Origin of the sequence: Nonomuraea muscovyensis, from assembly GCF_014207745.1 — a bacterium.
GTDB classification, from domain to species: domain Bacteria; phylum Actinomycetota; class Actinomycetes; order Streptosporangiales; family Streptosporangiaceae; genus Nonomuraea; species Nonomuraea muscovyensis.
This window is the reverse complement of the sequence record NZ_JACHJB010000004.1, coordinates 815,491-828,911: the sequence shown is the minus strand read 5'-3', so window position 1 is coordinate 828,911 and position 13,421 is coordinate 815,491. Positions and strand designations below refer to the sequence as shown.

Annotated in this window: 12 protein-coding genes; 8 read left to right on the top strand and 4 right to left on the bottom strand. The window is 69.7% G+C overall.

Going from position 1 to position 13,421, the window contains the following annotated elements:
* The first annotated feature begins 8 nt into the window (after nt 1-8).
* The 4 genes from FHU36_RS41615 to FHU36_RS41600 are packed head-to-tail and all read left to right on the top strand — an operon-like array spanning nt 9 to nt 4,375.
* Nucleotides 9-2,915, top strand: coding sequence for a sensor histidine kinase (locus FHU36_RS41615; protein WP_185089580.1), 2,907 nt, complete (start codon nt 9-11; stop codon nt 2,913-2,915).
* Nucleotides 2,912-3,334 carry a roadblock/LC7 domain-containing protein gene (locus FHU36_RS41610; RefSeq protein ID WP_185089579.1) on the top strand — a complete coding sequence of 141 codons (423 nt, stop codon included), beginning with the start codon at nt 2,912-2,914 and terminating at the stop codon, nt 3,332-3,334. The genes FHU36_RS41615 and FHU36_RS41610 overlap by 4 nt, the downstream gene beginning before the upstream one ends.
* Nucleotides 3,334-3,795, top strand: a complete 462-nt coding sequence (locus tag FHU36_RS41605; RefSeq protein WP_185089758.1) for a DUF742 domain-containing protein — start codon at nt 3,334-3,336, stop codon at nt 3,793-3,795. The genes FHU36_RS41610 and FHU36_RS41605 overlap by 1 nt, the downstream gene beginning before the upstream one ends.
* A 19-nt stretch (nt 3,796-3,814) precedes the next feature.
* Entirely contained in the window at nt 3,815-4,375 is a 561-nt protein-coding gene (locus FHU36_RS41600; RefSeq protein WP_221497412.1) for a GTP-binding protein, read from the top strand.
* Nucleotides 4,376-4,450: 75 nt separating this feature from the next.
* On the opposite strand, the gene FHU36_RS41595 is transcribed toward FHU36_RS41600, so the two are convergent.
* The 4 genes from FHU36_RS41595 to FHU36_RS41580 form a co-directional block, all read right to left on the bottom strand.
* Nucleotides 4,451-5,683 (bottom strand): flavin-dependent oxidoreductase, encoded by a 1,233-nt coding sequence (locus tag FHU36_RS41595; protein WP_221497312.1) that lies wholly within the window; start codon nt 5,681-5,683, stop codon nt 4,451-4,453.
* Nucleotides 5,684-5,812: 129 nt separating this feature from the next.
* The gene (locus FHU36_RS41590; protein WP_281394608.1) at nt 5,813-6,781 is read right to left on the bottom strand and encodes an ABC transporter substrate-binding protein; all 969 of its coding nucleotides are present in this window, start codon (nt 6,779-6,781) and stop codon (nt 5,813-5,815) included.
* 249 nt (nt 6,782-7,030) lie between these two features.
* On the bottom strand, nt 7,031-7,822 hold the full coding sequence (locus tag FHU36_RS41585) for an ABC transporter permease (protein WP_312892200.1): 792 nt from the start codon (nt 7,820-7,822) through the stop codon (nt 7,031-7,033).
* Nucleotides 7,819-8,616, bottom strand: coding sequence for an ABC transporter permease (locus FHU36_RS41580; RefSeq protein WP_185089576.1), 798 nt, complete (start codon nt 8,614-8,616; stop codon nt 7,819-7,821). The genes FHU36_RS41585 and FHU36_RS41580 overlap by 4 nt, the downstream gene beginning before the upstream one ends.
* Before the next feature lie 438 nt (nt 8,617-9,054).
* On the opposite strand from FHU36_RS41580, the gene FHU36_RS41575 reads away from it, so the two are divergent.
* Genes FHU36_RS41575 through FHU36_RS41560 form a run of 4 tightly spaced genes read left to right on the top strand, consistent with a single transcriptional unit; the run spans nt 9,055 to nt 13,421 of the window.
* Nucleotides 9,055-12,003 carry a nitrate- and nitrite sensing domain-containing protein gene (locus FHU36_RS41575; RefSeq protein WP_185089575.1) on the top strand — a complete coding sequence of 983 codons (2,949 nt, stop codon included), beginning with the start codon at nt 9,055-9,057 and terminating at the stop codon, nt 12,001-12,003.
* Nucleotides 12,000-12,422, top strand: coding sequence for a roadblock/LC7 domain-containing protein (locus FHU36_RS41570; protein ID WP_185089574.1), 423 nt, complete (start codon nt 12,000-12,002; stop codon nt 12,420-12,422). The genes FHU36_RS41575 and FHU36_RS41570 overlap by 4 nt, the downstream gene beginning before the upstream one ends.
* Entirely contained in the window at nt 12,422-12,841 is a 420-nt protein-coding gene (locus FHU36_RS41565; protein ID WP_376774202.1) for a DUF742 domain-containing protein, read from the top strand. Before FHU36_RS41570 ends, FHU36_RS41565 begins: the two co-directional genes overlap by 1 nt.
* A 19-nt stretch (nt 12,842-12,860) precedes the next feature.
* Complete coding sequence (locus FHU36_RS41560) at nt 12,861-13,421, top strand: GTP-binding protein (RefSeq protein ID WP_221497412.1); 561 nt, start codon at nt 12,861-12,863, stop codon at nt 13,419-13,421.

Below are 13,421 nucleotides of genomic sequence, written 5' to 3'. Positions count from 1 at the left end.
GCGGGTTCGTGCGCAACTGGCGCGTACGGACCAAACTCCTGGTACTGATCGTCATCCCGACCGTGGCCGCGCTGGCCCTCGGCGGGCTGCGGGTGACCTCGTCGCTCAGCAGCGCCACCGAGTACGAGCGGGTCAACGAGACCGCCGCCCTCGCCGGCCGGCTCACCGAGCTGGCCCACCAGACCGAGCTGGAACGCGACCTCACCGCCATGTTCGTCGCGCAGGGCCGAGGCGGCGACCGGAACGAGGTGGCGGCCCAGTACTCCGCGGTCGACCGGCTCGTCGCCGAGTCCCGCCCCGGGGTCGCCGCGCTGGCCGCCTCCGACAGCCCGCTGCGCACCGAGGCCGTACGCGTCCAGAACCGCTTCGACGAGCTGCCCAACTCCCGCAGGACGGCGATGGAGTCGCGGCTCAACGTCGCCTCCGTGATCGAGCTGTACGACCAGTCCATCTCCGACTTCCTCGAACTCAACGACAACATCGACCAGGGCGCCGTCGACAAGGAGCTCACCGACAGCGTCGCCGGCTTCGCCGCCCTGTCCCGGGCCAAGCAGTACGTGTCGCGCCAGCGTGCCCTGCTGGTGTCGGCGCTGGCCGTCGGCAGGTTCGGCGAATCCGAGCTGGACGCCTTCATCGCCGCCCGCTCCCAGCGCAACAGCGAGCTGGCCACGTTCCGGGCGGCGGTGCCGCTGGCGCTGCGCCAGGCCTACGACGACACGGTCAGCGGGCAGGCGATCGACCGGGCGGAGCTGATCCAGGCCCGCGCGCTGGCCCTCCAGGACGCCGGCCGGCCGCTGCGCGACGACGTGCTCGGTCTCACCCAGGACGGTCAGGTGTGGTTCGGCGCCGTCACCGAGACCATCGACGGCATGCGCCAGGTCGAGCAACGGGTCGCCGACTCGATCCTGCTGCGCAGCCAGGACGTCCAGCGCGGCGAGCAGCAGGGTGCGGTGATCTTCGCCGTCGCGATCGTGGCGCTGCTCGTCCTCGTGCTGCTCGTCACCGCGCTCATGGCGCGCTCGCTCAGCGGCCCGCTGCGGCGGCTGCGCCGCGAGGCGCTGCTGATCGCGGGCCGCCGCCTGCCCGAGACGGTCCAGCGGCTGCGCGAGTCGGACACCGCCGCCGCGAACGTGGAGGTGGAGCCGATCGGCGTCGTGTCGGACGACGAGATCGGTGAGGTGGCGCGGGCGTTCGACGAGGTGCACCGGGAGGCGGTGCGGCTGGCGGGTGAGGAGTCGCGGTTGCGGTCGAACGTGAACGCGATGTTCGTGAACCTGTCGCGGCGCAGTCAGACGTTGGTGGAGCGGCAGATCACGTTGATCGATGGTCTGGAGCAGGGCGAGCAGGACGAGAGCCGGTTGGCGAACCTGTTCAAGCTGGATCATCTGGCGACGCGTATGCGGCGTAACAGCGAGAACCTGCTGGTGCTGGCGGGTCAGGACCCGCCGCGCCGCTGGAGCCAGCCGGTGAAGCTGGTGGACGTCGCCCGCGCCTCCCTGTCGGAGGTCGAGAGCTACGAGCGCGTCGTCCTGCAGGTCCCCGACGGCGTGTCCGTCGCCGGCCAGGCGGTCAACGACGTCATCCACCTGCTGGCCGAGCTGGTGGAGAACGCCCTGTCGTTCTCCCCGCGCGAGACCCGGGTGACGGTGTCGGGCAGCAGGATCGACGGCGGCGGCGTGATGCTGTCCATCACGGACTCCGGCATCGGCATGACCAACGACGAGCTGGCCCAGGCCAACGACCGGCTCTCGGACGCGCCCATCGTGGACGTCGCGGTCTCCCGCCGGATGGGCCTGTTCGTGGTCGCCCGGCTGGCGCACCGGCACGGCATCCGCGTCCAGCTCCGTCCCCACGCGTCGGGCGGGCTGACCGCCATGGTGCTGCTGCCCGAGTCGCTGCTCGGCACCCCGTCGCCCGCCTACGCCGGATCGGGGAGCGGCGGCCCGGCCACCGAGGACGCCTACCGCGGACCGCAGCTCGCGCCCGCGCCGCACTGGCCCGAGGCCACCTACCAGATGGGGCCCGGGCACCCCGGCTCGATGGGTCCCGGCCAGCTGGGTCCCGGGCATCCGTCGTACCCGTCCAACCCGCCCGAGGCGACCGGCGCGTGGCCGTCGATGCCGCAGTGGCCGTCCGACACCGGCGGGTGGCCGTCCGACGGGCACTCCGGCGGCCAGTCCGACCCGGACGGCTGGCTCACACCGCGCGGGCCGGCGGGGTGGGGCGGCGAGGGCAACGGCCTGCCCAGGCGGCCCGGCCTCGACCGGCCGCAACCGTGGAACCCCCGCGACCGCGCGGCGGACCGGGCCGCGGACGGCGCCGCGGGCCGGTTCGGCGACCCGCGGGGGGACCGCCCGGCCGACCGGTTCGGCGACCCGCGGGGCGACCGCGGCGACAGGACCGGTGACAGGGCGGGCGACCGGCCGGCCGACCGGACCGGTGACCGTGCCGGCGGTCGCCCGCTCCGCGACGACTTCCCCGCCACCGACTCGGCCGCCACCGGCCCCATCCCGCGGGTGAACACCCCGCCGTCCGGCGGCGACGACTACCTGCCGATCTTCGCCGCGGTCGAGTCGGCCTGGTTCGCCGGCGGTGCGAGCTGGGACTCCGCGAAGGCCGACGAGGGCTGGAACGCGGCGGAGACCGTGGTGGAGCCGGTGCGTGACGGGGCGACGGCGTCGGGTCTGCCGAAGCGGGTGCCGAAGGCCAACCTGGTGCCCGGCTCGGCCGGCACGGCCGCCGCGCCCAAGGGCGTCACGCCCGTGCCGGCGGTGTCACCCGACCGGGTGCGCAACCGGCTGGCGAGCTTCCAGCAGGGCTTCCGGGCGGCCCGGGAGGACATCAACGACGGCAAGTCCTACCCGTCGGGACCGGGCGACGGGACGTCGGACGACAGCAGGGAGGAGGGTGCGTGAGGGATCTGAGTCATTCCGCGCGCGGGGTCGACTGGTTGATCACTGATTTCGTGAGCACGGTTCCGGGTGTGGCGCATGCGGTGGTGGTCTCGTCTGATGGGTTGCCGCTTGCGGCGTCGGCGGGGTTTCCGGCGGATCGGGCTGATCAGCTGGCTGCGATCGCGTCGGGGTTGGTGAGTTTGACGCAGGGTGCCGCTCGGGTGTTCGAGGGTGGTGCGGTGAGTCAGACGATTGTGGAGATGCAGCGCGGGTTGATGCTGATCATGTCGATCAGTGATGGTTCGTGTCTGGCGGTGTTGGCCGCGCCTGATTGTGACATGGGTCTGGTGGCGTATCAGATGACGCTGATGGTGGACCGTGCGGGTCAGGTGCTCACTCCGGCGGTGCGTGCGGAGTTGCGCGCCAGCCAGTCCAGGTGATGCAGGTGAACGATCCCCGATGGAACGGCGGAGTCCCCGGACCGGCTCACGGGCCGGTCCCCGGGCCCGTCCCGGGACCCGGCGCCGGGCCCCCTCACGGGCCGCGCCCGGTGCCGGCGTACGACCCCGCTTCGCCGGTGCGTCCGTATGCGGTGACGGGTGGGCGGACGGCGCCGCGGGTGAAGTTGGCGATGGAGGCGTTGGTGTCGTCGGCGACGGCTGAGCCTCGGGAGTTTTCGCATATCACGCCGGAGTATCAGGCGATTTCGCAGTTGTGTCGGCAGGTTCGGTCGGTGGCTGAGGTGTCGGCGTTGTTGCGGATTCCGCTTGGTGTGGTGCGGGTGTTGATCGCTGATATGGCGGCCGAGGGTTTGGTGCGGGTGCATCAGCCGCAGTTGGATGCGGGCCGGCCGGATGTCAACCTGCTGGAAAGGGTGCTCAGTGGACTTCGCAGGCTCTAGTGCTGGGTCGGGTTCCGGTCTGACGTCGACGAAGATCGTGGTCGCCGGTGGGTTCGGGGTGGGTAAGACGACGTTCGTGGGGGCGGTGTCGGAGATCATGCCGTTGACGACGGAGGCGGTGATGACCGATGCGTCGGCGGGGATCGATGATCTGGCGATGACGCCGTTGAAGTCGACGACGACGGTGGCGATGGATTTCGGGCGGGTGTCGCTGGATCGGGATTTGATCTTGTATTTGTTCGGGACGCCGGGTCAGCATCGGTTCTGGTTCATGTGGGATGACTTGGTGCGGGGGGCGATCGGTGCGGTGGTGCTGGTTGATACGCGCCGGTTGGCGGACAGTTTCCCGGCGATCGATTACTTCGAGGAGGCGCAGTTGCCGTTCATTGTGGGGGTGAACGGGTGGGATGGGCAGTATGCGCATAGTGATACGGAGGTGCGGGACGCGTTGACGTTGGCTCCGCATATTCCGATGGTGCGGTTGGATGCTCGGTCGAAGGATTCGGTCAAGAGTGCTTTGATCAATCTCGTCGAACATGCGTTGACTGTCCGTATGGCCGTGCCAGGCTGGAGCGGCTAGCCGCCGCACGCTCCATCAGCGCCTGCTCGATCGGCACACACTCGGTCAGCGCACGCTCGGTCAGCACACGGTCGGTCAGCGCACGCTCCACGACTCGCGCGTGTTCAGCGCGCGCACGTCCATGTCGGTGATGCCGTGCTGGGCCTCGGCCATGGCCGTCCGCTCCGCCTCGGTCAGCACGTCGGCGATGTCGGCGAATCCCCGCGGGGCCCGCTCGGCCACCAGGCTGATCGTCGCCTCGATCGGCAGCGAACGGTGCGCGAGCACCAGCGCCGAGGTCGGCGGCCGCCGCTCGGCCTCGTAGCCGGCCAGCGCCGCGACCGGGTCACCCTCGCTCGCCAGGTGCCTGGCGAGCACCCGGGCGTCGATGACCGCCTGCGACCCGCCGTTCGAGCCGATCGGGTACATGGGGTGGGCGGCGTCGCCCAGCAGCGTCACCCGTCCCCGGCCCCACCAGTCCAGCGGGTCCCGGTCGCACATCGGGTACTCCAGGATCCGCTCGGAGCCGGCCAGCAGCGCGGGGATGTCGACATGCCGGTACTCCCAGTGCGCGAAGTGCCGCGCCACGTCCTCCAGCCGGCCCGCCCGCGACCAGTCGGCCTCCTTGACCAGCCCCGGCTCGTCCACCTTCACCTCGGCCACCCAGTTGACCAGCCGGGGATCGGTGGCGGAGATGTGGTAGGCGACGAACTTGGCGTCCCGGTTGGACCCGGCGACCAGCACCGTCGCGCCGTCCCTGACCCGGTCGGCCTCGGCGATGCCGCGCCACATCCGGATCCCGCCCCACCGCAGCGGGTCGTCGTCCGGGTGCAGGCGGGAGCGCACCGCCGAGTGCACGCCGTCGGCGCCGACCAGCACGTCCACCCGCTCGTGCACGGGCTCGCCGCCGGCCACGTCGCGCAGCAGCACGTCCACGCCGTCGCCGTCCTGCTCGAACGCCTCGAACCGGACGCCCAGCCGGACCGGCCCGACGCGCTCCTCGACCGCGGCGAGCAGGATCATCTGCAACTCTCCGCGGTGGATGGAGAACTGCGGCCACCGGTATCCGGCCGACCGGCCGCGCGGCAGCGCGAGGATCTCGCCGCCGAACCGGTCGGTGAAGGTCATGAACGTGGTCTCCACACCGGTCGCCGCCAGCGCGTCGCCCAGCCCCAGCTCGGTCAGCTCCCGTACGGCGTGCGGCTGCAGGTTGATGCCCACGCCCAGCGGGCGCAGCGCGCCGGCCGCGTCCACGACCTCGCAGTCGAGCCCCGCCGCGTGCAGGCTGAGCGCGGTGGTGAGCCCGCCGATCCCGGCGCCGATGATCATGATGCGCATCGTGTTCCCCCAGTCGGTCTACCGCCCGTCAGGTGACGGGTCATGATGTCCGGCCATGAGAGAGGGGGAGCGCCGTGCGTGCGCTCCCCCTCCGCCTCGTCCCTCAGTCCTGATTCACCGTCAGGAGGCGGCGGGCGTCAACATCATCTGCTTGACCTCGAACTTCTGCGGAATGTAGCCGAACTCCAGCATCAGGTCGGCGACCCGCTGCAGGCGCGTCTCGTTGACCGAGGTGGAGTAGCCGCCCAGCACCATGAGGTCGGCCGTGGCCGGGTCGATCTTGGTGTACTTGCCCAGGGCCGTCTTGACCTCGGCGGAGTTCGAGATGGCCTGCTCGGCGCCCTTGACCAGGGCGCGCTGGAAGGCGGCCACGGTCTTGGGGTTGTCCTTGGCGAACTGCTCGGTCACCAGGTAGCCGGCGATCGGGAAGTCGGCGGTCGGCCCGGTGAACGCGTCCGACAGTTGCACGGCGCCGTTCTGGCTGGCGGCTGTCTGGTGGAACGGCTCGGGCAGGAACGCGGCCTCGATCTGGCCCGCCTCCAGGGCGCCCGCCATCTGCGGGAACGGCTGCTCGACGAACTGGACGTCCTCGGGCTTGAGCCCGTGGGTCTTCAGCAGCGCGCTGACGGACAGCGTGGCGACGTTGTTGAGCGTGTTGACGCCGACCTTCTTGCCCTTGAGGTCGGCCACCTTGGCGATGGGCGAGCCCTTCTTCACCATGAGCGCGAAGTTGTTGGGCTTGGCGGTGTAGGCCTCGCCGACGACCTTCACCTTGCCGGTGCCCTTGGCGACGAGGGAGACCGCGGAGACGTAGTTGCTGTGCAGGACCTGCAGCTTGCCGGTGAGCAGGTCCGGTACGGCGGCGGCGCCGCCCTGGATGATCTGGAACTTGACGTTGAGGCCCTCGGCCTTGAAGTAGCCCTTGTCGATGGCGATCTGGATGGGAGCCACCTCGGGAAGGGGCAGCATGCCGACGACGAGGTCGGCCTTCTCGACTCCGCCCGTGCTCGCCGAGGAACCGGAGTCACCTCCGCCGCATCCTGCTGCGAGTAGCGCGGTAGCCGTGAGCAAAAGTGCAGAGATACGCATGCGGCGCCGGAGACCGGACATGATCGCTCCAGGGGGAAGACGCGTTGCTTGTCGCGCTTGGGGGTGATCTTGAGGGGAAGAGCCTAGCGTACGACGGGAAACGTCCCGGAGAAGGCTGTAGGGGAATGTCCATACATCTCGGGATATATCCCTATATTTCGCTTTTGTTCTGTTTGCTTCTTGTCGGCATTGGCGGAGGGATAGAGGCGGACCGAAAATCCGGGGCGGTCACGAGAGCCGCCCCGGGAGTCACGTCCGGTGGCGCGCCGAGCTGTGCCAGACCAACGCCCGCCGTTCCGCCAGGACGAAGATCTGGTTGAAAAGGTAGCCCAGGACGCCGAGCAGGATCACGGCTCCCCACATGCCCGGCAGGTCGAACTGGCGCTGGGCCAGGCGGAGCTGGAAGCCGAGGCCGTCCGTGCTGAAGAACTCCGCGATGACCATGAGGATCAGCGCCAGCGAGAGGCTCAGCCGCAGTCCGGCGAAGATCTTCGGCAGCGCCGACGGGAGGATCACCTGGAACAGCCGTTGCGTGCGCGAGAACCTGAACACCCGGGCCGTCTCCAGGTGCAGCGGATCGACGTGCCGGCCGCCGTCGGCCGCGTTGAACAGCACGGGCCAGACGATGCCGAACGCGATCATCGAGATCTGCATCTTCGCGCCGATGGAGAAGATCGCCAGGAACATCGGCAGCAGGGCGACCGGCGGCAGAGCCCGGCCGAACTGGATGATCGGATCCGCGAACCGGAAGAACAGCGGTGAGCGCCCGAGCGCCAGGCCGACCGTCACCCCGATGACGCCGGCCAGCACCCAGCCGGTCAGCAGCCTGCCCAGGCTCTGCGGGAAGTTCGCCAGCGCGGTGTCGTTGAGCCAGAGCTGCGAGGCGGGGCCGTCGAACCACAGGTCCCGCATGTGCGGGAGGATCGTCGTCGGCGGGGGGAAGTAGGGGTGCTCCAGTGCGCGGGTGATCAGCTCCCACGCGACCAGGACGACCGGCACGATCCACAGCCGCAGTACGGCGGTCGCGAACTTCCTGATCACTGCGCCGCTCCTGTCTTGGCGGTGTGCCAGCGGAAGATCCGGCGCTCGGCCAGCACGAAGACGCCGTTGGTCAGCAGGCCGAGCACTCCGGCCCAGAACGTGGCGGCCACGGTCAGCGTGACGCCCGCCGGGCTGCTCTCGGCGAGGATGATGAAACCGCCGATGCCGCCGCTCCCGCCGGCGAGCAACTCGGTGCTGATCGCCAGGATGAGCGCGATCGCCGCGGCCACGCGGATGCCGGTCGCGATGAACGGCGCCGTGCTCGGCAGCGACACCCGCAACAGCACCGACAGCGGCCCGAAGCCGAAGGTCCGCAACGTCTCCTTGGCCACCGGGTCGACGTCGCGCAGTCCGTAGATGGTGTTGATGAGGATCGGCCACATCGACGCGTACACGATCACGGCCACCTTCATCTCCGTGCTGTCGATGAAGACGAACGAGGCGAGCGGGATGAGCGCCACCGACGGGATGGGCCGCAGGAACTCGATCAGCGGGCGCAACGCCGTCTCGATCGGCGTCACGCTGCCGAGCAGCAGCCCCAGCGGCACGGCGACCGCGATGGTCGCCAGCAGCCCCATCGCCCAGCCGGCGAAGGTGGTCGCGATGTCGGTGAGGAAGGCCGGGTCGGCGGCGAGCCGGGCCGCCTCGACGAGGATGGTGGAGGCGAGCGGGAACTGGACCGGGGGGATGACGCCGAGCCGGCCGGCCGCCTCGGCGACGCAGAGCAGGATCACGACGCCGAGGGTGCCGCAGGCGAGAGGGCTGTCCAGAGCACGACGGGGATTCAGCCGCATGGGAACGCCCCGTTCGTGGAAAGCGTCATTGAGATCTCCATGGCTGCATCCGGCCGGGGTGACATACCAGACCGGACGGGGAAGATGGGCAGAGGGGAGTCAGCGTACCGAGGTGATCAACCGTTCTCCCTACGACGCCCGACAACCGGTAAGCCCGACATGTCAGTACATCAAGTGGCTTGAGAGCTGCGTCCCGGTTTGGGCGGTATGTGCGGTGATGGGGCGTATATCCGGTTCATCTCCATGATTGAACCTTAAAAGGGCCCCGTTTAGGGCGTTTTGATGATTAGTGTGTCACTTGTGATGCGTGCGGCATTGGCCGAATTAATGTGGGTGTGCTCAAATAAGCACTCGCCCATGGATGTGTCGGCGCCGCACGCCGAACAGTCATGATGTGATCCGCGCGCATCAGACGTCCGAGGAGAGGTTGCAACGTCGGTGAGGACTGCATCTACCAGCGGGAAGCCTGACACGGCCCCCGCGTCCACCCCGGTGCCACCCCACCCGGACGCCGGCGAGGCTCGTGCTCCGCGCCCCGCCAAGGCCGCCCCGCGCCGGGCGAAGAAGACCGCGCTGCGCAACTGGCGGGTACGCTCCAAGCTGCTCGCCCTCATCGTCATCCCCACAGTGGCGGCGCTCATCCTGGGCGGCATCAGGGTCACCGCCTCCATCGCCAGCGCGGGGGAGTACCAGCGCGTCAACGAGATCGCCGAACTCGCCGGCCGGCTCGCCGACCTCGCCCACGGGCTCGAACTCGAACGCGACCTGACCGCCACGTACGTCGCCCAGGGCCGCCGGTCGAGCGGCCGGGGCAGCATGCAGGCCCAGTACACCAGCGTCGACTCCGCCGTGCAGCGGGTCCGCGGTGACATCGAGTCCCTGGCCACCTCCACGGGCACCACGCGGGCCGAGGCCGTGCAGGTGCGCAACCGGCTCAACGCGCTGCGCAACGCGCGCAAGGCCGCCACGGACTCGCAGCTCGACACGGCGACCGTGATCCGCATGTACGAGCAGACCATCCGCGACGTGATGGCTTTCAGCGACGACATCGACCAGGGCGCCGTCGACGAGGAACTGTCCGACGGCGTCGCCGCGTTCGCGGCGCTGGGCAGGGCCAAGGCGCAGTCCTCCCGCGAGCGGGCCGTCCTCATGAGCGCCTTCGCCGCCCGCCGGTTCGACCAGGCGATGTACAGCGACTTCCTGGCGGCCCGCGCCCAGCGGGACAGCGAGCTGGCCACCTTCCGGGCCAACGCCACGATCGCCCAGCGCCAGGCGTACGAGGACAACGTCTCCGGTGAGGACGTCGACCGCGCCGAGGGCCTGCGCGCCCGCGCCGTCGTGCTGGCGGAGGAGAACACGCGCCTGACCGATGCGACACTCGGCACCACCGGCGCGGCCGCCACCTGGTTCAAGTCCATGAGCAGCACCATCGACCGCATGCGCAAGGTCGAGGACGAGCTGGCCGCCTCCATCATCCTGCGCAGCCGCGACCTGCAGGAGGGCGAGCAGAGCACCGCCCTGATCGTCGGCATCGCCATCGCGGTCCTGCTCCTCGTCGTCCTCGCCGTCACCACCGTGATGGCCCGGTCCCTCGTCCGCCCGCTGCGCAGGCTGCGCGGCGAGGCCCTGCACATCGCCGGGCAGCGCCTGCCCGAGACGGTCCAGCGGCTGCGCGAGTCCGACGCCGCCGTCCAGCTCGACGTCGAGCCGATCGGCGTCGACTCCGAGGACGAGATCGGTGAGGTGGCGCGGGCGTTCGACGAGGTGCACCGGGAGGCGGTGCGGCTGGCGGGTGAGGAGTCGCGGTTGCGGTCGAACGTGAACGCGATGTTCGTGAACCTGTCGCGGCGCAGTCAGACGTTGGTGGAGCGGCAGATCACGTTGATCGATGGTCTGGAGCAGGGCGAGCAGGACGAGAGCCGGTTGGCGAACCTGTTCAAGCTGGACCATCTGGCGACGCGTATGCGGCGTAACAGCGAGAACCTGCTGGTGCTGGCGGGTCAGGACCCGCCGCGCCGCTGGAGCCAGCCCGTCAAGCTCGTCGACGTCGCCCGCGCCTCCCTGTCCGAGGTCGAGAACTACGAGCGCGTCGTCCTGCAGGTCCCCGACGGCGTGTCCGTCGCCGGCCAGGCGGTCAACGACGTCATCCACCTGCTGGCCGAGCTGGTGGAGAACGCCCTGTCGTTCTCCCCGCGCGAGACCCGCGTCACCGTCTCCGGCAGCAGGATCGACGGCGGCGGCGTGATGCTGTCGGTCACCGACGCCGGCATCGGCATGACACACGAGGAACTCGCCCAGGCCAACGAACGCCTCGTCGACGCCCCCATCGTCGACGTCTCCGTCTCGCGGCGCATGGGCCTGTTCGTGGTCGCCCGGCTGGCGCACCGGCACGGCGTCCGCGTCCAGCTCCGCCCGCACGGCGGAGGCGGGCTGACCGCCATGGTGCTGCTGCCCGAGTCGCTGCTCGGCACCCCGTCGCCCGCCTACGCCGGCGGCACCCCCGTCACCGGCCGCGACGAGATCCCCATGACGCCGCAGCCCCCCGCCCCGGCCCCGCAGTGGCAGGGCGGCACCTACCAGATGGGCCCCGGCCACCCCTCCTACTCGTCGACGGACACCGCCGCGGGCTGGCCGTCCATGCCGCAGTGGCCCTCCGAGGCGGGAGGCTGGCCCGCCGCCGAGACGCCCGCCGCCCGCGGCGGCGCCGGCGGATACGACACCTCGGACGTGTGGGTGCCGTCCAGGGCGACCGGCGGCTGGAACGGCGACGCCGACAACCTTCCCAAGCCGCCCGCCGACGACTTGCCGCCGAGCTGGGGAGCCGACGGCCGCGCCGAGCCGGAGCCGCAGCAGCGTTCCCGCTTCGACTTCCCCGAGCCCGAGCCGGAGCCGCAGCAGCGCTCGCGCTTCGACTTCCCCGAGCCCGAGCCGCAGCAGGCCCGCTACGACTTCCCCGAGACCGAGGCGGCGGCCACCGGCCCCATCCCGGCCGTCAAGCCGGCCTCGGCCGGCGACGAGTTCCTGCCGATCTTCGCCTCGGTGGAGTCGGCCTGGTTCGACCACGGCGAGGCCAGCGCCAACTGGGGGTCGGCCAAGGCCGACGAGGGCTGGAACGCCGCCCAGGCCGTGGTGGAGCCGGTGCGTGACGGGGCGACGGCGTCGGGTCTGCCGAAGCGGGTGCCGAAGGCCAACCTGGTGCCCGGCTCGGCCGACACCTCGTCCGCCCCCAAGGGCGTGATGCCGACGCCCACGCTCTCACCCGACCGGGTGCGCAGCCGCCTGTCCAGTTTCCAGCAGGGCTTCCGGGCGGCACGAGACGACATCAACGAGGGCCGGACGTACCCGTCCGGTCCGAGGCCCCTTGACAACAGGGAGGAGGGCACATGAACGACCTGAGTCATTCCGCGCGCGGGGTCGACTGGTTGATCACTGATTTCGTGAGCACGGTTCCGGGTGTGGCGCATGCGGTGGTGGTCTCGTCTGATGGGTTGCCGCTTGCGGCGTCGGCGGGGTTTCCGGCGGATCGGGCTGATCAGCTGGCTGCGATCGCGTCGGGGTTGGTGAGTTTGACGCAGGGTGCCGCTCGGGTGTTCGAGGGTGGTGCGGTGAGTCAGACGATTGTGGAGATGCAGCGCGGGTTGATGCTGATCATGTCGATCAGTGATGGTTCGTGTCTGGCGGTGTTGGCCGCGCCTGATTGTGACATGGGTCTGGTGGCGTATCAGATGACGCTGATGGTGGACCGTGCGGGTCAGGTGCTCACTCCGGCGGTGCGTGCGGAGTTGCGCGCCAGCCAGTCCAGGTGATGCAGGTGAACGACCCGAGATGGAACTCCGGCGGCTGGGAACCCCCTCGCCCGCAGTATCCTCCCCAGCCTCCCCAGTCGGACCCCGCTTCGCCGGTGCGTCCGTATGCGGTGACGGGTGGGCGGACGGCGCCGCGGGTGAAGTTGGCGATGGAGGCGTTGGTGTCGTCGGCGACGGCTGAGCCTCGGGAGTTTTCGCATATCACGCCGGAGTATCAGGCGATTTCGCAGTTGTGTCGGCAGGTTCGGTCGGTGGCTGAGGTGTCGGCGTTGTTGCGGATTCCGCTTGGTGTGGTGCGGGTGTTGATCGCTGATATGGCGGCCGAGGGTTTGGTGCGGGTGCATCAGCCGCAGTTGGATGCGGGCCGGCCGGATGTCAACCTGCTGGAAAGGGTGCTCAGTGGACTTCGCAGGCTCTAGTGCTGGGTCGGGTTCCGGTCTGACGTCGACGAAGATCGTGGTCGCCGGTGGGTTCGGGGTGGGTAAGACGACGTTCGTGGGGGCGGTGTCGGAGATCATGCCGTTGACGACGGAGGCGGTGATGACCGATGCGTCGGCGGGGATCGATGATCTGGCGATGACGCCGTTGAAGTCGACGACGACGGTGGCGATGGATTTCGGGCGGGTGTCGCTGGATCGGGATTTGATCTTGTATTTGTTCGGGACGCCGGGTCAGCATCGGTTCTGGTTCATGTGGGATGACTTGGTGCGGGGGGCGATCGGTGCGGTGGTGCTGGTTGATACGCGCCGGTTGGCGGACAGTTTCCCGGCGATCGATTACTTCGAGGAGGCGCAGTTGCCGTTCATTGTGGGGGTGAACGGGTGGGATGGGCAGTATGCGCATAGTGATACGGAGGTGCGGGACGCGTTGACGTTGGCTCCGCATATTCCGATGGTGCGGTTGGATGCTCGGTCGAAGGATTCGGTCAAGAGTGCTTTGATCAATCTCGTCGAACATGCGTTGACTGTCCGTATGGCCGTGCCAGGCTGGAGCGGCTAG

What these genes read in the sequence shown, in the direction of transcription:
- FHU36_RS41605 (WP_185089758.1), top strand. Translation starts at nt 3,334, where the DNA reads ATGCAGGTGAACGATCCCCGATGGAACGGCGGAGTCCCCGGACCGGCT.
- FHU36_RS41595 (WP_221497312.1), bottom strand. Translation starts at nt 5,683, where the DNA reads ATGATCATCGGCGCCGGGATCGGCGGGCTCACCACCGCGCTCAGCCTG.
- FHU36_RS41590 (WP_281394608.1), bottom strand. Translation starts at nt 6,781, where the DNA reads ATGCGTATCTCTGCACTTTTGCTCACGGCTACCGCGCTACTCGCAGCA.
- FHU36_RS41580 (WP_185089576.1), bottom strand. Translation starts at nt 8,616, where the DNA reads ATGCGGCTGAATCCCCGTCGTGCTCTGGACAGCCCTCTCGCCTGCGGC.
- FHU36_RS41570 (WP_185089574.1), top strand. Translation starts at nt 12,000, where the DNA reads ATGAACGACCTGAGTCATTCCGCGCGCGGGGTCGACTGGTTGATCACT.
- FHU36_RS41565 (WP_376774202.1), top strand. Translation starts at nt 12,422, where the DNA reads ATGCAGGTGAACGACCCGAGATGGAACTCCGGCGGCTGGGAACCCCCT.